Source organism: Halovibrio variabilis (genome assembly GCF_007991175.1).
GTDB lineage: Bacteria > Pseudomonadota > Gammaproteobacteria > Pseudomonadales > Halomonadaceae > Vreelandella > Vreelandella variabilis.
In genome coordinates this window covers 125,220-145,564 of the sequence record NZ_BJXV01000006.1, presented here as the reverse complement: position 1 = coordinate 145,564, position 20,345 = coordinate 125,220, and the positions used below count along the sequence as shown (strand labels likewise).

Here is a 20,345-nt window from a genome sequence, read left to right as displayed (position 1 = left end):
GTTGCTTTGCCTTCTAGGGTCGTCCCTAGGGCTAATCACTTATTCCCAAACCAACAGCTCAATGGGCGTGGGGTTGTAGCCGTTGCAGGGGTTGTTGAGCTGGGGGCAGTTGGAGACCAGCACGATCACATCCATCTCGGCGACCATCTCCACGTACTTGCCCGGTGCGGAAATGCCGTCTTCAAAGGTCAACCCACCGTCGGCGGTGACCGGCACGTTCATAAAAAAATTGATGTTGTGGGTGATATCGCGCTTGGTAAGGCCGAACGCTGGGTAGTTGGCGATGGCCTGCATCCAGTTGTCGCGACAGGAGTGCATATGGCGCTTTTCCAGGTCGTAGCGAACGGTATTGCTCTCGCTGGCGCAGGCGCCGCCCAGGGTGTCGTGACGGCCGCAGGTGTCGGCGCTAATGGTCAGCATGGCGCGCCCTTCGCTAGAAACCAGTGTCGTACCGGCGGTGAGGTAGACAGCGCCTTGCTCGCGTACCGTGTCCATGGCGCTGTAGCGCTCGCTGGTATCGTCAGCGCTGAAGAACAGCGTATCCGCGGCCTGGTTACCCTCTAAATCGAGAATACGCAGAGTTTGGCCGCGCTTCACGGTGCCAATGTAATGATCGCCCGCGTTAACCGTTGTACGGCTCAGGGCATTTTCGGGGCGTAGGGTGCTTTCAATAATCATGGTGTTCGTTCCCCCTTATAGGCCGAGGTGGTAAAGACGGTTATTGGCGAAGCCGCGGGCGTTTTCGGGCCGCGAGCGGTAGCAGGGGTCGTCTTGCGTGGGCGGCTCGGTGGTGCCGAGGGCAATATCGACGCCGCGACGGGGGTAGTCAGCGCTGGGGTCGAGCGGGTGGGGGCAGGTGTGTAGCAGTACCAGCGTGTCCATCTCGAAACGCAGCGTGACGCTTTGGCCGGGCTGGCAGTGGCCGGGCACATAGCGCAGTTTACCCTCGTCGTCGCTCTCGACCCGGGCGAACAGGTTGAGGTTGGCGGCCATATCCCGGCGGCCCAGGCCATATTTGGCAAGCTCGACCAAAAAGGCGTCGAAGCCGGTGCGCGTCCAGTCGTTGTGGCCCTGTTGATAGCTGACTGGCTGCCAACCCTTGGTCAGTAAATGCTGGGGCATCAGATTGCCGCCCACGTTGTCGTGCCAGCCCAGGTCATCGTGAGTAATGGAGGCAAAAATACGCCCCATGTCCGAGTAAAGGCAGTGGCCCTGGGTCAGCTTAAAGGTGTGCTGGCACTTTAAAGTGTCGGGCAGGTTTAAACGCTCGAGCAGATTTTCCGGGTTGTAGCACAACAGCCCTACGTTGCTATCGGCGTGTTGGGCGGTCAGGGTCAGGGTGGTTCCACGGCGCAGGCGCAGCGACCAGTGATGCCCGCCGGGTAAATGGGTGGTGTAGTCCGGTTCGCTCTTCATAGCAGCGTCTCCTGGGTGTGGGTTTGCAGGCCGCCCTGTTGCAGCTTTTCCTTCAATGCTTCAGACGGGCGGTCTCGGGAGATAGGCAGGTCGTAAGTGATCGTGGCGCCATAGGCTTCCGGCGCCTGGGGGTCGTGGCGAGTTTTATCGAATACCCATAGCCGGGTGCCCAGCTCAAACGCCTCTTTTAAGTCGTGGGTGATCATAAAGATGGTTAGCTGCTGCTCTTGCCACAGGCGGTTGATCAGCACGTGCATGTCTTGGCGAATACCTGGATCCAAGGCGCCGAAAGGCTCATCGAGCAGTAACATGCGTGGCCGCATCATCAACGCCTGGGCGATGGCCAAGCGCTGCTGCATACCGCCGGAAAGCTCATGCGGGTATTTATCCAGGGCTTGGTCTAGGCCGACTTCGTCAATACGGGCGTGGGCTTTTTCAATCGCGCGACGCTTAGCAGCACCGAAACTTTTGCCCAACAATTTAGAGCTGTGCAGCTCATCGGCCATCATTACGTTGCCCAGCACGGTCAGGTGCGGGAACACCGAGTATTTCTGAAACACCACGCCACGGTCAGGGCCCGGCTCGTTGGGAATGGGTTGGTCGTCCAGCGTTAAGCTGCCTTTAGAGATGGCTTCTGTACCCAGCAGCATTTTCAGAAAGGTGGTTTTGCCGCAGCCTGAGGCGCCCACTAGGGTGACAAACTCGCCGGGTTCAACGCTGAAATTGAGATTCTCAAGGACAACATGGTTGCCGTAATGCTTTTCTAATCGTTTGGCCGCTAGCAGGCTCATGCGTTGTCTCCTTCACCTGAGTGGTACCAGGGGAATGCCAGGCGTGATACCCAAGCCAGCAGCTGGTCAAGCAAAAATGCCAGCAGGGTGATCCAGGCCACATAGGGCAGGATGATGTCCATGGAAAGATAGCGACGGACGAGAAAGATGCGGTAGCCCAGCCCCTCTTGGGCGGCGATGGCCTCGGCCGCAATCAAAAACAGCCAGGCGGTACCCAGCGCCAAACGGGTGGCATTTAATAGTCGTGGGGTAAGCTGGGGTAGCAATACCCTTAACAGTACCTGCCAGGAGCTGGCGCCCAGCGTTTGCGCTTTTATCAACTGCTCATCGGGTAGCCGCAGGGCGTGGCCTTGAAGGTCACGAATCAAAAACGGCGTTACACCAATCACGATCAGCGCAATCTTGGCGGCTTCACCGGTGCCAAAAGCGATAAATAGAATGGGCAGTATCGCCATGGGGGGAATCAGTGAGGCAACGGTGACCAGTGGCGATAACTTGGCGCGCAGGATAGGGAGGCCGCCACTGACAATGCCTATTATCAAGCCAATGAAAGCACTAATGCCCACCCCTATAACGATACGCTCCAGGCTGGCGAAGGTGTCAGCCCATAGCACAATTTGCCCGGTGCGGGCGTTCTCGGCGGTGGCCAAGTGGTAAAAAGTGCTGGCCATGTTGGCGGGTGTGGGCAGCAAGCGGTCATTGGGATTCTCTGCCAACCGTGCGTTGGAGAGGCTTATATAAAGCATCGCCAGTAGCAAAAATGGCAGCAGACCGAGTAGCCAACGGCCGCCCCGCGAGGGCGTGAGATTAATTAATCGCTTCATGGCGGTGTCCACAAAAGATGAGAGCTGGGGAGTGGCAAGCGCCACTCCCGTGACACGAATTACTCAGCGTCGAGATAGGCTTGGGTAAAGCTGGGGTCGAAGCGCAGTTGTACATTGCTCTCATCGCCAAACACGCCGCTGGGGGTTTCAATGCCGACGACGCTTGCGTTGGGCGCCATATCGCCGAGTAGGCCGTGTTCAAAGCTGAACTCGGCGACCCGCTCCATCGTGTCGAGCAGTTCTGGGCTTTGCATTAATTCGATGGCTTCCGCCGGGTCGGTATACATGTAGGTGGCGTCGAGCTGGGCGCGATAGCCTTCAAGGTCAGTCCCTGCCGCATCGGCCATGATGCTGAGTGCCTGCTCATCGTCGGCTTCTATCAGCTCCATCACTTCATACCAGGCACCGACTAAGGCATGACCCAGCTCAGGATTAGCCGCCAGCGTGTCGGTATTGACCACCATCATGTCGAGAATTTCGCCGGGAATTTCCGCTGAGGTGTATACCACGTTGCCTTCGGGCATCTCCGCGATCGCGTTTAGTTGGGGGTTCCAAGTGACCACGGCTTCGGTGGTATCGCTTGAAAATAGCCCGACGATATCCGCATCGGAGGTGTTAACCGTTTCGATGTCGCGTTCGGTGAGACCTACGCTCTCAAGCGCACGTGCCAGGAAGTAGTGGGAAACGCTGAACTGAACGAGATTGACTTCGCGGCCTTCGATATCGGCAAGGTCATCGCTGCCTTTAAGCACGATGCCGTCGTTGCCATTTGAGTAGTCACCGACAATCAGTGCGGTAGAGTCGACGCCGCTGGCGGCGGGAATGGTTAGCGCATCCATATTGGTCATCGCGCAGCCGTCAACGTTGCCAGAGGTAAACTGGTTAATCGACTGGACGTAGTCGTTGACCTGGACCACATCGATGCTGATGCCGTATTCATCGGCCCACTTATCGACCACGCCTTCTACATCGGCGTAGGCCCAAGGCATCCAGCCAGCATAGATCGACCAGCAGACGCTAAACTCATCGCGCTCTTGGGCCTGGGCAGGCGTTACAGCCAGAGGAGAGGCAAGCGTAGCGACCAACAGCGCCGCGGATAGCGGAGCAAGGGGCAGGCTTTTGGCGGACATACGCTGATGGTGCGTAGAATTCAGGGGAGTACGAATGGCACGGGTCATAAAAGCCTCCAACGGCTAGGGGAAAACTCGGGGGCATCGGCGCATCGCTGCACCTTATCCTCCCGGGCTTTTGTCCCGCCGTGTAACCTACCGCCTAAGCGTTAGGTCGATTGCTCTCGGACCAGCCACAGCCATCAGGGGTGATACGTTGATGGTGTCGGAACCCTAGCGATCTATTGGAAACTAGATTGTCTGGCAGCGTTTGCAGCCAATACCCCGTATGTATCACTCAGGTACAAAGCAAAAACATGGCCGATTAGCTGAAATATTTTTTAATTCAGCGGTTTGAAGTCAATAAATAATGATAGTTAATCCACTGCCAATGGCATTTTGAACCATATTAGTGCGATTAAAGCGGTGTTTGCACTTTTTTGGCGCGCTTGTGGCGTGGTGAGTCCTTGCTTATGCTATTCACAGTGGCGTTTTACTCCCTTGGCCGGGAATTTCACGCACCAGGCGCGGCATTAAAAATCCGGGGAGGTGCTCGCGCAGTTGAGTCACCAGCTCGCGGGCTTCGTCATCAGACACATCAAAGTGGGCGGCGCCTTGCACCGGGTCGAGCACGTGTAAGTAGTAGGGCAGTATGCCAGCGTCGAACAGCCGCTCGGAAAGCGTGGCCAGCGTATCGACGCTATCGTTGACCCGGCGCAGTAGCACGCTTTGGTTGAGTAGCGTTGCGCCTGCCTGTTTAAGCCGCGAGCAGGCGTCAACCACTGCCTGATCGATTTCGTTGGCATGGTTGATATGTAACACCACGACTTTTTGCAGGCGGGTGCCAGCCAGCCAGCCGAGCAAGGCATCATCGACCCGGTCGGGAATCACTACCGGCAGGCGGGTATGAAGGCGCAGCCGTTTCAGGTGCGGGATGCTTTCCAGCTGCTCGACCAGCCAGGCCAGTTGGCGGTCATTGGCGGCCAGTGGATCGCCGCCGGAGAGAATCGCCTCGTGCAGCGTGGTGTCGGCGCGCAGGTAATCCAGCGCCTCCTGCCACTGCGCTCGGGAAGGCGAGTTGTCGCTGTAGGGGAAATGGCGGCGAAAGCAGTAGCGGCAATTGATGGCGCAGTTAGGGCTGGCGATAAGTAGCACTCGGCCAGCGTACTTATGGATCAGGCCTTTCGCTGGCCGATGCTCGGCTTCTTCCAGCGGGTCGGTAACATAGCCCTGGGGCGTTAACGTTTCATCGCTAACAGGCAGCACTTGACGCAGCAGTGGATCATTGGGGGCGTTGGCCGCAATACGCGCCAGATAAGCCTCAGGCACGCAGATTTCAAACAGTTGCCCGCCTGCGCGCGCGCCGGGCAGCCAGTGATCGCTCAGCCCCAACCGTTGGCAGAGGGCGAGAGGATCGCGAATGGCCTGGGAAAGCTGCTGCTGCCAGGACAGAGAGGCCTGGGCAGATGCCTGCTGAGCGGCGATAATCATGTTCTCCTGCAAAAAAGCCCTCCTTCGGGTTATCATGCGCGCACCTAATTTAATAACGCCATTTACGACGCTATGCGCTACGCCATTGGCAAATAACCAAGCTAATAGCGGCAAAGTATGGCGTTATGCACCACATTGTGAAATACATAACTGAAATGGATGATTGAGAGACATTTATGGCGAACTATTCTACCAACGAATTCAAAGCCGGTTTGAAAGTAATGCTCGATGGCGACCCTTGTTCGATCGTTGAGAACGAGCTGGTCAAGCCGGGCAAGGGCCAGGCGTTTAACCGCGTTAAGCTGCGGAACCTGATGACTGGTCGCGTAGGTGAGAAGACTTTCAAATCCGGTGACTCGCTGGAAGGTGCCGATGTCATGGATTTGGAGATGGAGTATCTCTACAACGATGGCGATATGTGGCACTTCATGAAGACTGACGGCTCATTTGAGCAATATGCGGTAGAGAAAAAAGCGCTAGGCGATACCATCAAGTGGCTGAAAGAGCAGGTGCCCTATATCATTACACTATGGAATGATAAGGCCATTTCCGTGACGCCGCCTAACTTTATCGAGTTGGAAGTCGTGGAAACAGATCCCGGTTTGAAGGGCGATACCGCCCAAGGCGGTTCTAAGCCTGCGACGCTATCGTCGGGTGCCGTGGTTCGCGTACCGTTGTTTATTAACCAGGGCGAAGTACTTAAAATTGATACGCGTAGTGGCGAGTACGTTTCCCGCGCCTAAACTGTTAATTAACACTATTTAATGGCCACGCAGGGTGCGTGGCCATTTTTATTTGGGAAGCGTTTGTCTAAGGAGTCGTAATGGTCATTGATTGGCAACCCTCGGCGTCAATTGAAACGCTGCGCGAACGGGCGCGGTTAATGGCTAGCGTGCGGGCATTTTTTGCCCAGCGCGACGTGCTGGAAGTAGAAACCCCGGCGCTGGGCCAGGGGGGGAGCACGGAGGTGCATTTGGTCTCGCTGCACACCTTGGCACGTACGGATAAAGGCCAGCGCCGCCTGTGGCTACAAACGTCTCCGGAATTCCACATGAAGCGCCTGCTGGCGGCTGGCAGCGGCGCTATTTTTCAGCTTGCCAAAAGCTATCGCGACGGCGAGGTGGGCAGCCGCCACAATATTGAATTTACCATGCTGGAGTGGTATCGGCCGCAGTTTACCCTGGAAAAGCTGATTGATGAGACGGCAACGCTGGTGATGACGCTGCTACCTAGCTTCCCAGGTCCCGTGGTGCATTACCGCTACCGCGAGCTGTTCCATACCTATTTAGCGGTTGACCCTTTTACCACTTCCTTGGAGAAGCTGCGGGACGTTGCCGCGGAACGGGCGAAAATGCCTGCCCATGCGCTAGCCGATGAAGGCCGCGATACCTGCTTGGATTTGCTGATGAGCGTGGTAATCGAGCCGCAGTTGGGCCAGTACGAGCTTAGCGTGGTAACCGATTACCCCACCAGCCAGGCGGCGTTAGCGCGGCGCCATCAGGATGCCGACGGAGAGTGGGTGGCTTCCCGCTTCGAGCTTTATTTGAACGGTATTGAGTTGGCGAACGGTTACGATGAGTTAACCGATGCCGCTGAACAGCGTGCGCGCTTTAGTGAGGATAACGCTGAACGTCGTCGCTTGGGTTTGCCGGAAGTCGATATCGATGAGCGCCTGTTAGCGGCGCTTGAGCACGGGATGCCTGCGGGTGCTGGAGTCGCGTTGGGCATTGACCGTTTGATTCAGCTGGCGCTGGGCAAAGCACGCCTGGACGACGTGCTCGCGTTTGCTACCCCTAATTGTTAGCTAGCGACTCTCCCATGCTGACCATGGTGGGCAGAGCACGCGCTTCGAAATTAACCGGCTTGGCAAAGCACATGACCACCGTGGAGCCGAGCTTGAAGCGGCCCATTTCAGCGCCTTTTTCTAGCGTGATGGGCTTGCCAAACTGCATGCGCTGAGGTTGGCCGGAAAGCGGTGTGACCTGGCCCGACCAAACGGTTTCAATCGCGGCGACGATCATCGCTCCCACCAATACCATGGCCAGTGGCCCTTGGGGGGTATCAAAAATACACACCAGCCGCTCATTGCGGGCAAATAGGCCCGGCACGTAGTTGGCGGTGGCCTGATTGACCGAAAACAGCCGCCCCGGTACGTAGATCATCTCGCGCAGCGTGCCGGTGACCGGCATGTGGACGCGGTGATAATCCCGCGGGGAGAGATACACCGTGGCAAAGCTGCCGCCCATGAACTCTTCTGCCAATGCCGTATCGCCGCCGAGCAGGGTTTGGGCAGAGTAGGTGTGACCCTTGGCCTGCACCAGTTGCCCTGCCTGAAGGCGACCATATTGGGAAAGCGTGCCATCAGCGGGGCTCAGGATGCCTTCGCCCAAGGGGCGTGCATCGGCTTTTAGCGCGCGGGTGAAGAAGTCGTTGAAGGTGGCGTAGGCGCTGGGGTCTGGTTCCAGCGCCTGGCTCATATCGACGTTAAAGCGTTTGATAAACGCTTTAATCAAGGTGTCTTTCAGCCAGGGGTTATCGCACTGGGCGAACTTGCCGGTCAGACGCGACAGCGCGTGTTGAGGCAGCGGATATTGAAGTAGCGAAAAAGCTTTTTGGGCAAGAGTCACGGTAATAGTTTCACTTCTCAATCGGGGTGTCGTCGCGGTTGCCCCATTCGCCCCAGGAGCCCGCGTAGCCGCGCATATTAAAGCCCAAGGCTTTACCGACCAGCCATGTAAAGCTGCTACGATGGTGGCTTTGGCAGTGGGTGGCAATTTCCATTTCCGGCGTTAAGCCCAAGGCGTCCAGCTCGGTGATCAGTTCGGCGTAATCGCGTATGCGCAGTGCGCGCTGACGATCCATGGCGTTAAGCCAGTCCATATTCACCGCGCCAGGGATGTGGCCCAGATGCTTGTTATTACCGCGGACGCCGTCGTATTCATCCTTGGAGCGTGCATCCCACACCGCGAATTGTTTATCATCAAGCTTTGCTTTGATTTCATCCGCCGTGATCAGCGCCTGAGGATTCAGAATCTCCGCATGGTAATCGCTGGGCGTGGGCGCCGTGAGTTCGGTGCTCTCTTCAAGACCCGCATCGCGCCAGGCATGAATGCCGCCGTTTAAGTAGGAGTAGCGGGTGTGGCCGATGAGGTCTAGCGTCCAGAGTAGCCGGGCCGCCCAGCCGCCGCCTTCGTCATCGTAAGCTACTACGTGGGTATCACGGGTCAGGCCAAGCGCACTAAATAGCTGTGATAGCGTCTCGACGCTGGGCACATCGCTAGGAACGGGGCCGTCACCGCGCATCAAATAGCGAAAATCGAGGAAAACAGCGCCGGGCACATGGCCTTGGCGATAGCTGTCGCCGTTAACCGGCACATCGATAATCAGCAGCTGCGGATCTGCTAAATGCTCTTGCAGCTGTTCGGGCTCAACGATCAGCGGTAGCAGGTTAGCTTCTGACGATTGGCTTTCAGTACTCATGGGTAACTCCTGTCAACGTTAGCCATCCAAGCTATCAAGAATGCGTCGATAGCTGGCAAAGCGTGCTGGATGAATCTTGCCTGCCTCGACCGCCGCGAGTAAAGCGCAGCCGGGTTCATTACGATGGCGGCAATCACGGAAACGGCAGTGACCAATATAGTCGCGAAACTCGATAAAGCCCTCGGTGACTTCCTGCTCGTTAAGATGAACCAGGCCAAATTCGCGAATGCCCGGCGAGTCGATCAAATCACCATCGGCCACTTCTGCGCGGCTCATGGTGTAAAGCCGTGCTGTGGTGGTGGTGTGAGTGCCTTTGCGAGAGTCCTCCGAGAGCGCGCCAATGCGCAGCGTTTCATCGGGTAGCAGCAGGTCAATCAGCGATGACTTGCCAACGCCGCTCTGGCCAACAAACACGGAGGTGCGCCCTTCAAGCTGGCTGCGTAGCTCGTCCAGCCCGGTTTCTGTGGCGGTGGTGGTGCGTACCACGGGGTAGCCCAGGTCGGAGTAGCGTTCAAGCAGCTTGCCCAAATCGCCGCCACCTTCCGGCAGCAGGTCGGTTTTGTTGAGCACCAGCACCGGCGCAATGCCGGTGGCTTCGGCAGCGACCAGGTAGCGGTCGATAAGGTTGGCGTGGGGCGCGGGTTCCACCGCAAACACGATCAATAGCTGATCAATATTGGCGGCTACCGGTTTGAGCAGGCCGCGGGCGTCGGGGCGTTTAAGCACGCTATCGCGCTCTTCACGAGCCACCACGACGCCAGAGCCTTCCTGCCCCGCGCGCCATATCACCCGGTCGCCGGTGACAAGGCCCGCCAGGTTGGCGCGTAAATGGCAGCGGACCGGTTCATTGTCGCTGTTACGCACCTCTAGGGTTCGCCCAAAGTGAGCAACGACGCGGCCCGGCTGTTCGGCGCCGTATTCGCCGGCGGCAAGCTTTTCAGCATCTTGCACATCGCGCTTTTCAGCGCGCTGGGCACGTTCCGCCTGGACTTTATCGACGCGCCACTGCTGCTGGCGACTTAATTTGCGTTTGCTCATGACCACCTGATGATCGTTACAATAGACGTTATTGTACCTACCAACGGGGCAAGCTGTCCTGTATGGCCTGCTTGGCAACGCGATTTAAGACACATTTTTGAATTTAAGGCACAATTGCACACTGATAACCGCCAATCTGGCAAAGGAACGAAGCGAATGAGTAACCAAACGACAGCGCCGCGGGATGATCTACTGGTCTGGATTGATCTGGAAATGACCGGTTTGGACCCGAATAAAGAGCGCATTATTGAAGTGGCAACGCTAATTACCGATGCGGATTTGAATGTCGTGGCGGAAGGCCCGGTGATGGCGGTGAAGCAGCCCGATAGCCTGCTGGCGCAGATGGATGACTGGAATCAGAAAACCCACGGCGAGTCCGGCTTAGTCGCACGGGTGAAAGCCAGCAAGGTAGAAACTGCAGAAGCTGAGCAGCAAACCCTGGCGTTTTTGCAGCAGTACGCGGTGGCGGGGTCGTCGCCCATGTGCGGCAATAGTATTCATCAGGATCGGCGCTTTTTGGAGCGCGAAATGCCGGCGCTGCTCAATTTTTTCCACTATCGCAACCTTGATGTATCGACCTTGAAAGAGGTGGCCAAACGCTGGAACCCTGGCGCGCTGGTGGGCTTTAGTAAAAAGAATGTCCACTTGGCGATGGATGATATTAAAGAGTCGATTGCCGAGCTTGCCCATTACCGCAACACGTTTTTGATTGTTGATCAGCACAGCGACGAAGAAGAGTAGGTGTCAGTAGCAATACGCTTAACGCGCTTCCCGCGCTGTTCTTCAAGTGCCCAGGCGACGTGTTCACGCACTAGCTCACTTGGGTAGGCTCTGCGTGACCATAGTGCGGCTTCTACGGCCTCGCTCCAGGGCGCATTGCCCAAGCCAACGGCGATATTGCGCAGCCAGCGTTCATAGCCTATTCGCCGAATCGGGCTGCCGGCGGTTTTATCCAGAAACTCCGCTTCGCCCCAGGCGAACAGGCTAATAAGCGACGCGCGGTCTAGGTCGTGGCGCGGTGCAAAGTCATTCTCTTTCGTTATGCGGGTGAAGCGGGTGAACGGGCATACCAGCTGGCAGTCGTCGCAGCCGTAGACACGGTTGCCCATGGCGCGGCGAAACTCAACGGGAATGGCGCCATCCAGTTCGATGGTGAGATAAGAAATGCACTTGCGCGAGTCAATGACTTTATCATCGACGATAGCGCCGGTGGGGCAGGCGGTACGACAAGCGCTACAGCTGCCGCAGTGTTCCTCGCTAAACGGCGTATCGACGGGTAACGGCAGGTCGGTATACAGTTCACCCAGAAAGAACAGCGAGCCCGCTTTGGGGTTGAGCAGCATGGCGTTTTTGCCAAACCAGCCAAGCCCGGCTTTTTGCGCCAGGGCGCGTTCCATGACCGGCGCGGAGTCGACAAAAGCGCGGTAGCCAAAGTCGCCGACTTCGTGCTCAATTTTTTTGGCTAACTGGGCTAACCGTTTGCGCATAAGCTTGTGATAATCGCGCCCCAAGGCGTAGCGCGATACATAGGCGCGGCTGGGTTGACCAAGTACCTTGGTGCTTTCGACCTCGGCGGGCAGGTAGTCCATGCGCACGCAGATAATGCGCTGCGTCCCAGGCTCAAGCTCAGCGGGTCGCGTACGCTTGGTGCCATGTTTGGCCATAAACCCCATTTCGCCGTGGTAGCCTTTTTCGAGCCAGGCGTCCAGGTGGGCTTCATGGTTTGAGAGCTCAGTATCGGTGATGCCCACCTGCTGAAAGCCCAGCTCGCGGCCCCAGGTTTTGATCAGGTCGGCAAGGCGAGCAAGCGCTTGGTCAGAAAATGCGTCGCGAGAACGTGCTAAGGCGGTGGAATCCGGCATGGTTCTTCAAAATGGCTCTGAAAATAGTAGTGTCTACAAGTCAGTCAACGGCAAGGCGTTAAGCGCTATGCTAACGCATTAGCAGCCATCAAAATATGCGCAAGGAGAGATCGTGACGGTCCCCAATACTTCCACACTACGCCCTCTATACAAAGCTGCCCAGGTGGGCGAACTTGACCGACGCACCATTGCCGCTGGCATCGACGGTTTTGCATTGATGCAGCGCGCTGCATCAAGTGCCTGGCACAGCTTCCGTTCACGCTGGCCGCAAGCGCGTAGTTTAACCGTTATGTGTGGGGGCGGTAATAACGGCGGCGATGGCCATGTGCTGGCGGCGTTGGCCATGCAATCAGGGCTAAAAGTGCAGCGAGTCGCGCTTAAACCCCTTGATGAGCTAAGCGGTGATGCCTCACAGGCCGCGCAGTTGGCAACCTCGGCGGGCGTCGGCTGCGAAGATTGGCACGCCGGGATTGAATTGACCGGGGAAGTGATCGTCGACGCGTTGCTGGGGACTGGCTTGACCGGCGAAGTAGCGGGACGCTTTCGCCGCGCGGTTGAAATGATCAATGCCGCGCATCGCCCGGTACTGTCGATTGATATTCCTTCGGGCTTAGTGGCTGATACGGGCGCCGCGCCGGGCGTTGCGGTACAGGCCGCCTGCACGGTGACGTTTATCGGCGATAAAATCGGTTTGCACACCGGCGATGCGCCAGCCTACACCGGGGAGATCGATTTTCGCCCTCTGGGTGTCAAGGCCCAGGCCTATTTCGACATTTTTCCCACCGCTTGGCGGCTGGATGATTTGCTGCTGACAGAGGCGTTTGCGCCGCGCCTACGCACGAGCCATAAAGGCGACATGGGGCACGTACTGGTGATGGGTGGCGCGCCCGGTTTTGGCGGTGCGGCATTGCTGGCTTGCCAGGCCGCCGCGCGGTTGGGCGCAGGCAAAGTGAGCTTGGCGACGGCCCCCGAGCATATTGTCGCCAGTTTGCTACGCTGCCCTGAAGTGATGGCACACGGTGTACGTGGCGGCGCCGATGTCGGTGAGTTGCCTGAGTCAGCGGACGTAGTGGTGGTAGGGCCAGGCCTTGGCCAAGCCGCCTGGGGGCAGGCGGTGCTACAAAGTGCGCTGCAGTCAGAGGCGCCGCTGGTGATCGATGCTGACGGGCTTAATTTATTGGCCAGCCAGTGGCCGGACACTCAGCGTGAAAACTGGGTGTTGACCCCACATCCTGGCGAGGCCGCGCGGCTGTTGGGCTGTTCTGTAGCGGAGGTTCAAGCCGACCGTCCTGCCGCTGCCCAGGCGCTTCAGCGCGCTCGCGGCGGTGTGGTGATTTTAAAAGGCGCGGGTAGCTTGGTTGCTGGCCCTGGCGGGCTGGTGGTGTGCCCCTACGGCAATCCCGGCATGGCCAGCGGCGGCATGGGCGACGTACTCAGCGGTATGCTGGGGGCGCTGATCGCCCAGCGCGGTAACATCGAGTTCAGCGCCTGGCTGGCCACCATGGTACATGCGCTAGCCGCTGATCGTGCCGCCGCGCAAGAAGGTGAGCGTGGCCTGCTGGCTAGCGATCTGGCATCCTATGCGCGAATGTTGATCAATCCGTGAAGGCAGCCTTTATGCAGGTGCAAGTAGATAATGAAGAGGCTCAGGTCGCCTTTGGCGAAGCGTTAGGGCACGTATTGGAAGCACGTGGGCGGGTTTATCTGGAAGGCGAGTTAGGGGCCGGTAAAACCACCCTGACGCGGGGCATCCTGCGGGCTTATGGTTATCAAGGGGCGGTCAAAAGCCCCACTTATACGCTAGTCGAGCCTTATGAGTTGGGAACCCTGCGCGTTTATCATTTAGATTTGTACCGCTTGGCGGACCCTGAGGAGCTTGAATTTATCGGCGGCCGCGACGTGCTCGCCGACGAGGCGCTCAGCATCATTGAGTGGCCCAGCCGCGGTGAAGGGTGGCTACCCGCGCCGGATCTTCGTCTGATGCTGGAGGTGGCGCCTCAAGGGCGTCGCATCTCGTTAACGGCCTGTAGTGATAACGGCCAGCGTTTGCTGGCTTTATTACACCACAAAGTGGGTTCCGAGCAGCGGGGAAACGGTGTGATTCAATGGAAATGAAGGGCACAGTGGCGCGTTTATGTCGCCTGTTGGTCGCCAGTTTTTTTGCCCTTGTGGCGGTTAACGTCCAAGCCACCACTGTCGAGAGTATGCGCCTCTGGGCGGCGCCAGATCATGCGCGGTTGGTGTTTGATTTATCCGCGGCAACAGACGCCAACGTGTTTTCGCTTGAGAACCCCGCACGCTTGGTGATTGATTTGGAGGACACCCAAATAGACACCGACCCCAGCACGCTGCCGCTAAATGACAGTGCGATTACCTCGGTGCGAACCGGCGTGCGCGATGGCGGCGGTTTGCGTGTGGTGCTTGAGCTCAACCGGGAAATACAGCCGCGCCATTTTACCTTGAGGCCCAATGATCAATACGGGCACCGCCTCGTGGTCGACCTTGAATACCCTGGGGAAAGCGCCGTTGAGAACCCCATTGACCCCATTGAAGCGATGATTCGCGATCAGGAGACTCAGTCCCAGCGCCAAGCGACCGCGCAACAGCAAGTGCCGGGCAGCGCGTCGTCCCCGGACGAAGCCGTAAAAGTACAGCCAGCCAAGCCGCACCCGCGCAGAGACATTATTATCGCCATTGATGCCGGTCACGGCGGCGAAGACCCGGGGGCAATTGGCCCCTCAGGCACCCGTGAAAAAGACGTGGTGCTGGAAATTGCCCGGCGTTTAGCTTCTGAGGTTAATGGAACGCCGGGCTTTAAGGCGGTGTTAACGCGGGATGGCGACTACTATATAGGGCTGCGTCAACGTACGGCCTTGGCGCGTGAACAGAAGGCGGACTTTTTCGTTTCCATCCACGCCGATGCCTTCACCAGCCCACGGCCTCAAGGCAGTTCGGTGTATGCGCTTTCCCAACGCGGCGCGACCTCGGAAACCGCTCAATGGCTGGCGGATAGCGAGAACCGCTCCGACCTGATTGGCGGTGTTGATGGCACCCTTTCGTTACGTGATAAAGATCAGGTGCTGCGCGGCGTCTTGTTGGATTTGACCATGACCGCCACGCTCAACGACTCGCTGTCGATCGGCGGACAGGTATTAGAACAGTTAGGACGGATGAATCGGCTGCACAAATCACGGGTGGAACAGGCCGGGTTTATGGTACTGAAGTCACCTGATATCCCCTCGCTACTGATTGAGGTTGGCTTTATTTCCAATCCCGATGAGGAGCGTCGCCTACGCGACCCGGTGCATCAGTCGGGGCTTTCGAAAGCTATATTTAGTGGTCTGCGCGAGCATTTTGAGCGCTATCCGCCACCGGCCAGCCTGCTCGCTTGGCAGCGCGATAATCAGCGCCGTCCTTCGGGTAATGAGTACCGGATTCAGTCGGGCGATACCTTGTCGGCGATTGCCGTACGCCATGGCGTACCGGTCAATCAGTTGAAGCAGGCCAATGATATTAATGGCGACGTGATTCGTGTCGGCCAAGTGTTACAAATTCCCCGTTCATGAGATTCCGTTTATGAGGTGCCGAGTTGACTGATAGTACCGCTACCGCGCCGCGTATTCATGTGCTTGATCCCCGGCTGGCTAACCAGATTGCCGCGGGTGAGGTGGTCGAGCGGCCTTCGTCGGTGACCAAAGAGCTGATTGAAAATGCTATTGATGCGGGCAGCCAGCGCATTGAAGTGGAGATTGAGCAGGGCGGTGCGCGGCTGATTAAGGTGCGCGACGACGGCATCGGCATTGGCGAAGAGGATTTACCGCTGGCATTGGCCCGCCACGCCACCAGTAAGATCGGCAGCCTGGAGGACTTAGAGGGCGTTAGCTCGCTAGGCTTTCGTGGCGAAGCGCTGGCCTCAATTAGTTCCGTCTCGCGGCTGGAGCTGATCTCCAACGCCGAAGACGACCCCCGCCATGGCTGGCGGGTAGTCGCTGAAGGGCGAGGAATGGACGCGCGGGTGACCCCGGCACCACATCCTCGGGGGACTAGCGTCGGCGTGCGCGATCTGTTTTTTAATACGCCCGCCCGGCGTAAGTTCCTGCGCACCGAAAAAACCGAATTTGCCCACGTGGAAGAGGCGTTTCGCCGTCAGGCGCTATCGCGCTACGATATTGCCTGGGTGCTGCGCCACAATCAAAAAGTGATTCATCAGCTACCGCCGGGGCACTCGACGGCTGCTCGCGAGCGGCGTATTGCCTCGCTACTAGGCAAGAACTTTATCGAGCACGCTCGCTATATTGAGCGTGAAGCCGGTTGGTTGCGATTAAGTGGCTGGGTAGGACTGCCTACCCATTCACGCTCTCAGGCCGACCAGCAGTACTTTTTTGTTAACGGGCGCGTAGTGCGCGACCGCTTGGTCGCCCACGCGGTACGCCAGGCCTACCGCGACGTTTTGTTTAACGGCCGTCATCCGGTGTTCGTGCTTTATCTGGAGCTTGATCCGGATGTCGTGGACGTTAACGTGCACCCCACCAAACACGAAGTGCGCTTTCGCGACGGTCGCATGGTCCACGACTTTCTCTATTCGAGCTTGCATCACTGCCTGGCGTCCGCGAAACCCGCCGAGAGCATAGCTGAGACCGATGCTGCCGATACGTTAGGCGCATCGCCACAGGGTGTGGCAGACTCATTTGCGGGTCCAGGTGAGGGTTCTGGTGAGCATTCAGGCGCTAGCGAGCAGGCCCGCTGGCAGCAGCAGGGCATCGCATTAACCCACTCGCCGGATCGCCACCCAGGTGCGGCGCGCGTGCGCCGCTTTATGCAGGGCTATCAGGCGCTTCACCCCAATCATGAAGAGTCGCTGTTAACGCCGCAGGTGAGTGCGGCTAATGAGCGCGGCAATGAAGTACGCGAAGCACCGCTGGCAATGCCTGCTGACGACCCCACTGCGCCGCCGCCGTTAGGGTTTGCGCTGGGTCAGTTGCACGGTATTTATATTTTGGCCCAGAACGCCGAAGGGCTTGTGCTGGTGGATATGCACGCCGCCCACGAACGGATCGTTTACGAGCGTATGAAAAACCAGCTGGCTGCCGCCACAGGGTTGGATGCTCAGCCGCTGCTGGTGCCAGTTTCCATCGCTGCTAGCCGCGCAGAAGTAGCCACCGCCGAGAGCGAGCAAGCCGCCATCGCCAAACTGGGGATTGAACTGGATATTGCCGGGCCAGAGACGCTGCTGGTGCGCCAATTGCCCGCGCTGCTGGCCCAGGCTGACCCTGAGGCGCTGGTGCGGCAAATGCTGGAAGAGTTGGCGCGCTATGGGCGTACACATCAAGTGGAGGCGCGGTTGCATGAGCTACTTTCCACCATGGCTTGCCATGGCAGTGTGCGCGCCAATCGGCGGCTGACCATCGATGAAATGAATGCACTGCTGCGCGATATGGAGCGCACCGAGCGCAGCGATCAATGCAATCACGGGCGCCCTACCTGGACCCAGATGGGGCTAAAAGCGCTTGATCGGCTCTTCTTGCGGGGGCAATAGTCGTGCGACCACTAGCCGTGTGACCACTAACAACCATTTTCTTAGCTAACGGAACCGCGCATGGCTGATACCCGCCCCTGGGCGATTTTTTTGATGGGCCCCACGGCCGCCGGTAAAACCGATACCGCGATAGCGCTACACGAGCGTTTAGGCCACGAGCTGATTAGCGTTGATTCAACCATGGTGTATCGTGGTATGGATATTGGTAGTGCCAAACCCAGTGCGGCGGAGCTTGCCCGTGCGCCACACCGCTTAATCGATATTCGTGATCCCGCTGAGCCCTATTCGGCGGCCGATTTTCGCCAAGATGCGCTAAGCCATATGCGACAAATCAGCGCGACGGGTAACGTGCCTTTATTGGTAGGGGGCACAATGCTCTACTACAAGCATCTGATCGAAGGCGTGGCCAATTTGCCTTCAGCGGACGCCGCCATTCGCCAGCAATTAGAGGTGCAGTGGCAATCACAGGGCCTTGCCTCGCTGCATGAAACGTTGTCGGCAGTGGACCCGGTATCAGCTCAGCGTATTCATCCCAATGATCCGCAACGGCTGATGCGCGCGCTAGAGGTCTATTACGCCAGTGGGCGACCGATGAGTGAGCTATGGGCGGAACAGCAGCCGGAAACCTTTCCCTGGCGGGTGTTGTCAGTAGCCTTAGCGCCCAGCGATCGCAACCTTTTGCACCGTCGTATCGAGCAGCGTTTTAAACTAATGTTGGCACAGGGCTTGATAAATGAAGTGGGCGCCCTCAGAAAGCGTAATGACTTGCATTTAGGTCTACCGGCGATGAAAAGTGTTGGCTATCGTCAAGTGTGGGAGTACCTGGAAGGTAGCTACGACTATGCCACGCTTGTTGAGCGTGGCGTGATCGCCACGCGTCAGCTCGCCAAGCGACAATTAACCTGGTTAAGAAGCTGGCCCGAGCTTACCTGGGTAGATTCACAACGGCCAGACGCGTTGGATAAGGTGCTGAAATTCGTGCGTGAAAGCAGTGCTTAGCGTAAGATGGTTTTTTAGGATAGTGTCTAGTAAGTGTGTTTTCGGCCGGGCTGTTAGCTAAGCCTTTCGAGTAACACAGGCTCTTCGGGCAACACTTGACCTTTCGGGCAGTAAAAAAATAGTGCGGCGTAGCACCAGTAGGGCACGCCATTTGATAATTAACCCCAACGACAGTTTTAGGGAGAGCAACATGTCCAAAGGGCAGTCCCTTCAAGATCCGTACTTGAATATTTTGCGTAAAGAGCGCATTCCGGTCTCTATCTTTTTGGTCAACGGCATTAAGTTGCAGGGCCAGATTGAGTCCTTTGACCAGTTTGTTATTTTGTTACGCAATACCGTTAGTCAGATGGTTTATAAACACGCTATTTCCACGGTTGTGCCATCTCGTAACGTACGTTTGCCTGCGCAAGACCCGGCAGAGCAAGATGCGGAGATTTAACAGCGCTGGATAAGCAAGAGAGTCCACGAGGTATTGATTGTTTTTCGAACGCCCAGACGCCGGTGAAACGGCAGTTCTTGTTCACGTCGATTTTCATGATGAACAAAAACGTGAAGACCCGGGTGAGTTTTTAGAGCTCGTACGCTCTGCTGGTGCAGAGCCTGCGACTCTACTCACTGCTAGCCGCCATCGACCTGATTCGCGTACCTTTATCGGGTCAGGTAAGTTGGAAGAGTTGCGGGCATTGCTCGCCGCTCATGCGGCAGAATTGGTTATCTTCAACCACAGTTTAAGTCCCTCTCAAGAGCGCAACGTTGAGCAAGAGCTTAAATGTCGAGTGCTTGACCGTACTGGTTTGATCCTCGATATCTTTGCCCAACGGGCACGAACCCACGAAGGTAAGCTGCAGGTTGAACTTGCTCAGCTTGAATATATGTCGACCCGCCTTGTGCGGGGCTGGACACACCTTGAGCGCCAAAAAGGCGGGATTGGTCTGCGTGGCCCAGGTGAGACGCAGCTTGAAACGGATCGTCGCCTGCTGCGTGGGCGAATTAAATCGATTCATAAACGGCTGGATAAAGTCCGCAGTCAGCGCGACCAGAATCGTCGTGCCCGCTCGCGTGCTGAAATTCACAGTGTTTCGCTGGTGGGTTACACCAACGCGGGCAAGTCGACGCTGTTCAACGCCTTGACCAATGCCGAGGTGTTCGCCGCGGACCAGCTGTTTGCGACCCTGGACCCCACCTTACGGCGGCTTGAGATTGAAGACGTGGGTCCCGTGGTGATGGCGGATACCGTGGGCTTTATTCGCCACTTGCCGCACAAGCTGGTCGAGTCGTTTCAAGCCACGCTGCAGGAAGCCTCCGAAGCCACGCTGCTAGTCCACGTGATTGATGCGGCAGACCCAGACCGTGAGCTGAACGTTGAGCAGGTAGAGTTGGTGCTTAAAGAGATCGGTGCCGATGATGTACCGGTGCTTAAAGTCATGAATAAAATTGATAAGCTGGATAGTTCGCCGCGTATTGAACGCGACGGCCAGGGTGTTCCAGAGGTTGTGTGGCTTTCAGCCCAGCAGGAACAGGGGCTTGAACTGCTGCACGAGGCGCTTTCTGAGCGCTTGGCAAAGGATGTTATTGGCTTTTCGCTGACACTAAACCCTGAGCAAGGTAAGCTGCGTGCTGGCCTGCATGAGCTGAATGCCGTTCGCGGGGAAGACTTTGACGATCAGGGACATTCGGTGTTGGATGTGCGTTTGCCGCGTCGCGATTTTAACCAATTGATGGCACAGCTGGGCGAACGCGCCAATACCTATTTACCTGAAGCACTGCGTGAAACTGATGAGTGGTAGTCTATCCACCCT

Annotated in this window: 20 protein-coding genes and 1 riboswitch; of the genes, 10 read left to right on the top strand and 10 right to left on the bottom strand. The window is 57.4% G+C overall.

Features of this window, described 5'->3' with window-relative positions; all coding sequences use genetic code 11:
* Nucleotides 1-39: 39 nt before the first annotated feature.
* The 6 genes from HVA01_RS06435 to epmB form a co-directional block, all read right to left on the bottom strand.
* On the bottom strand, nucleotides 40-678 hold the full coding sequence (locus HVA01_RS06435) for an urea amidolyase associated protein UAAP2 (RefSeq protein ID WP_146874078.1): 639 nt from the start codon (nucleotides 676-678) through the stop codon (nucleotides 40-42).
* Nucleotides 679-693: 15 nt separating this feature from the next.
* A complete protein-coding gene (locus HVA01_RS06430) occupies nucleotides 694-1,416 on the bottom strand; it encodes an urea amidolyase associated protein UAAP1 (protein ID WP_146874076.1) in 723 nt (240 codons plus the stop codon).
* Nucleotides 1,413-2,207 carry an ABC transporter ATP-binding protein gene (locus HVA01_RS06425; protein WP_146874073.1) on the bottom strand — a complete coding sequence of 265 codons (795 nt, stop codon included), beginning with the start codon at nucleotides 2,205-2,207 and terminating at the stop codon, nucleotides 1,413-1,415. The genes HVA01_RS06430 and HVA01_RS06425 overlap by 4 nt, the downstream gene beginning before the upstream one ends.
* The gene (locus HVA01_RS06420; RefSeq protein ID WP_146874071.1) at nucleotides 2,204-3,031 is read right to left on the bottom strand and encodes an ABC transporter permease; all 828 of its coding nucleotides are present in this window, start codon (nucleotides 3,029-3,031) and stop codon (nucleotides 2,204-2,206) included. Before HVA01_RS06420 ends, HVA01_RS06425 begins: the two co-directional genes overlap by 4 nt.
* A gap of 59 nt (nucleotides 3,032-3,090) precedes the next feature.
* A complete protein-coding gene (locus tag HVA01_RS06415; protein WP_146874069.1) occupies nucleotides 3,091-4,209 on the bottom strand; it encodes a putative urea ABC transporter substrate-binding protein in 1,119 nt (372 codons plus the stop codon).
* Between the two features lie 57 nt (nucleotides 4,210-4,266).
* Nucleotides 4,267-4,389: riboswitch (guanidine-I (ykkC/yxkD leader) on the bottom strand.
* A gap of 231 nt (nucleotides 4,390-4,620) precedes the next feature.
* On the bottom strand, nucleotides 4,621-5,643 hold the full coding sequence (gene epmB, locus HVA01_RS06410) for an EF-P beta-lysylation protein EpmB (RefSeq protein WP_246129506.1): 1,023 nt from the start codon (nucleotides 5,641-5,643) through the stop codon (nucleotides 4,621-4,623).
* A gap of 164 nt (nucleotides 5,644-5,807) precedes the next feature.
* Between epmB and efp the strand changes: the two genes are divergently transcribed.
* Both efp and epmA read left to right on the top strand, forming a co-directional pair.
* Nucleotides 5,808-6,374: an elongation factor P gene (efp, locus tag HVA01_RS06405; protein ID WP_146874065.1), complete on the top strand. Its 567-nt coding sequence runs from the start codon at nucleotides 5,808-5,810 to the stop codon at nucleotides 6,372-6,374.
* A gap of 80 nt (nucleotides 6,375-6,454) precedes the next feature.
* Nucleotides 6,455-7,435: an EF-P lysine aminoacylase EpmA gene (epmA, locus tag HVA01_RS06400; RefSeq protein ID WP_146874063.1), complete on the top strand. Its 981-nt coding sequence runs from the start codon at nucleotides 6,455-6,457 to the stop codon at nucleotides 7,433-7,435.
* Here the strand turns inward: epmA and asd are convergent.
* From asd to rsgA, 3 genes are read right to left on the bottom strand one after another with little or no spacing between them, the layout of a single operon-like run.
* On the bottom strand, nucleotides 7,425-8,258 hold the full coding sequence (gene asd / locus HVA01_RS06395; RefSeq protein WP_146874061.1) for an archaetidylserine decarboxylase: 834 nt from the start codon (nucleotides 8,256-8,258) through the stop codon (nucleotides 7,425-7,427). The two genes, epmA and asd, sit on opposite strands and share 11 nt — an antisense overlap.
* A 10-nt stretch (nucleotides 8,259-8,268) precedes the next feature.
* A complete protein-coding gene (locus HVA01_RS06390) occupies nucleotides 8,269-9,111 on the bottom strand; it encodes a sulfurtransferase (RefSeq protein ID WP_146874059.1) in 843 nt (280 codons plus the stop codon).
* Nucleotides 9,112-9,129: 18 nt separating this feature from the next.
* Nucleotides 9,130-10,149 (bottom strand): small ribosomal subunit biogenesis GTPase RsgA, encoded by a 1,020-nt coding sequence (rsgA, locus tag HVA01_RS06385; protein ID WP_146874057.1) that lies wholly within the window; start codon nucleotides 10,147-10,149, stop codon nucleotides 9,130-9,132.
* Nucleotides 10,150-10,305: 156 nt separating this feature from the next.
* Between rsgA and orn the strand changes: the two genes are divergently transcribed.
* A complete protein-coding gene (gene orn, locus HVA01_RS06380) occupies nucleotides 10,306-10,890 on the top strand; it encodes an oligoribonuclease (protein ID WP_146874055.1) in 585 nt (194 codons plus the stop codon).
* Here orn and queG read toward each other — a convergent pair.
* Entirely contained in the window at nucleotides 10,866-12,011 is a 1,146-nt protein-coding gene (queG, locus tag HVA01_RS06375) for a tRNA epoxyqueuosine(34) reductase QueG (RefSeq protein WP_146874053.1), read from the bottom strand. The two genes, orn and queG, sit on opposite strands and share 25 nt — an antisense overlap.
* A gap of 112 nt (nucleotides 12,012-12,123) precedes the next feature.
* Here queG and HVA01_RS06370 point away from each other — a divergent pair, with 112 nt between their 5' ends.
* The 7 genes from HVA01_RS06370 (at nucleotide 12,124) to hflX (ending at nucleotide 20,333) form a co-directional block, all read left to right on the top strand.
* Nucleotides 12,124-13,617, top strand: coding sequence for an NAD(P)H-hydrate dehydratase (locus HVA01_RS06370; protein ID WP_146874051.1), 1,494 nt, complete (start codon nucleotides 12,124-12,126; stop codon nucleotides 13,615-13,617).
* Nucleotides 13,618-13,628: 11 nt separating this feature from the next.
* Nucleotides 13,629-14,126: a tRNA (adenosine(37)-N6)-threonylcarbamoyltransferase complex ATPase subunit type 1 TsaE gene (tsaE, locus tag HVA01_RS06365; RefSeq protein WP_146874049.1), complete on the top strand. Its 498-nt coding sequence runs from the start codon at nucleotides 13,629-13,631 to the stop codon at nucleotides 14,124-14,126.
* Entirely contained in the window at nucleotides 14,117-15,577 is a 1,461-nt protein-coding gene (locus tag HVA01_RS06360) for an N-acetylmuramoyl-L-alanine amidase (RefSeq protein ID WP_146874047.1), read from the top strand. Before tsaE ends, HVA01_RS06360 begins: the two co-directional genes overlap by 10 nt.
* A gap of 23 nt (nucleotides 15,578-15,600) precedes the next feature.
* The gene (gene mutL / locus HVA01_RS06355; RefSeq protein WP_146874045.1) at nucleotides 15,601-17,547 is read left to right on the top strand and encodes a DNA mismatch repair endonuclease MutL; all 1,947 of its coding nucleotides are present in this window, start codon (nucleotides 15,601-15,603) and stop codon (nucleotides 17,545-17,547) included.
* Between the two features lie 60 nt (nucleotides 17,548-17,607).
* Complete coding sequence (gene miaA, locus HVA01_RS06350) at nucleotides 17,608-18,546, top strand: tRNA (adenosine(37)-N6)-dimethylallyltransferase MiaA (protein WP_146874043.1); 939 nt, start codon at nucleotides 17,608-17,610, stop codon at nucleotides 18,544-18,546.
* A gap of 190 nt (nucleotides 18,547-18,736) precedes the next feature.
* A complete protein-coding gene (gene hfq / locus HVA01_RS06345; RefSeq protein WP_007114649.1) occupies nucleotides 18,737-18,985 on the top strand; it encodes an RNA chaperone Hfq in 249 nt (82 codons plus the stop codon).
* 37 nt (nucleotides 18,986-19,022) lie between these two features.
* Entirely contained in the window at nucleotides 19,023-20,333 is a 1,311-nt protein-coding gene (gene hflX, locus HVA01_RS06340; RefSeq protein WP_146874041.1) for a ribosome rescue GTPase HflX, read from the top strand.
* Nucleotides 20,334-20,345 lie beyond the last annotated feature (12 nt).

Bases quoted from the DNA above. Each gene is read 5' to 3' on its own strand.
- miaA (WP_146874043.1), top strand. From the start codon at position 17,608: ATGGCTGATACCCGCCCCTGGGCGATTTTTTTGATGGGCCCCACGGCC.
- tsaE (WP_146874049.1), top strand. From the start codon at position 13,629: ATGCAGGTGCAAGTAGATAATGAAGAGGCTCAGGTCGCCTTTGGCGAA.
- hfq (WP_007114649.1), top strand. From the start codon at position 18,737: ATGTCCAAAGGGCAGTCCCTTCAAGATCCGTACTTGAATATTTTGCGT.
- queG (WP_146874053.1), bottom strand. From the start codon at position 12,011: ATGCCGGATTCCACCGCCTTAGCACGTTCTCGCGACGCATTTTCTGAC.
- HVA01_RS06415 (WP_146874069.1), bottom strand. From the start codon at position 4,209: ATGACCCGTGCCATTCGTACTCCCCTGAATTCTACGCACCATCAGCGT.
- HVA01_RS06430 (WP_146874076.1), bottom strand. From the start codon at position 1,416: ATGAAGAGCGAACCGGACTACACCACCCATTTACCCGGCGGGCATCAC.
- efp (WP_146874065.1), top strand. From the start codon at position 5,808: ATGGCGAACTATTCTACCAACGAATTCAAAGCCGGTTTGAAAGTAATG.
- HVA01_RS06360 (WP_146874047.1), top strand. From the start codon at position 14,117: ATGGAAATGAAGGGCACAGTGGCGCGTTTATGTCGCCTGTTGGTCGCC.
- HVA01_RS06390 (WP_146874059.1), bottom strand. From the start codon at position 9,111: ATGAGTACTGAAAGCCAATCGTCAGAAGCTAACCTGCTACCGCTGATC.
- HVA01_RS06420 (WP_146874071.1), bottom strand. From the start codon at position 3,031: ATGAAGCGATTAATTAATCTCACGCCCTCGCGGGGCGGCCGTTGGCTA.
- orn (WP_146874055.1), top strand. From the start codon at position 10,306: ATGAGTAACCAAACGACAGCGCCGCGGGATGATCTACTGGTCTGGATT.
- rsgA (WP_146874057.1), bottom strand. From the start codon at position 10,149: ATGAGCAAACGCAAATTAAGTCGCCAGCAGCAGTGGCGCGTCGATAAA.
- HVA01_RS06425 (WP_146874073.1), bottom strand. From the start codon at position 2,207: ATGAGCCTGCTAGCGGCCAAACGATTAGAAAAGCATTACGGCAACCAT.
- HVA01_RS06435 (WP_146874078.1), bottom strand. From the start codon at position 678: ATGATTATTGAAAGCACCCTACGCCCCGAAAATGCCCTGAGCCGTACA.
- epmA (WP_146874063.1), top strand. From the start codon at position 6,455: ATGGTCATTGATTGGCAACCCTCGGCGTCAATTGAAACGCTGCGCGAA.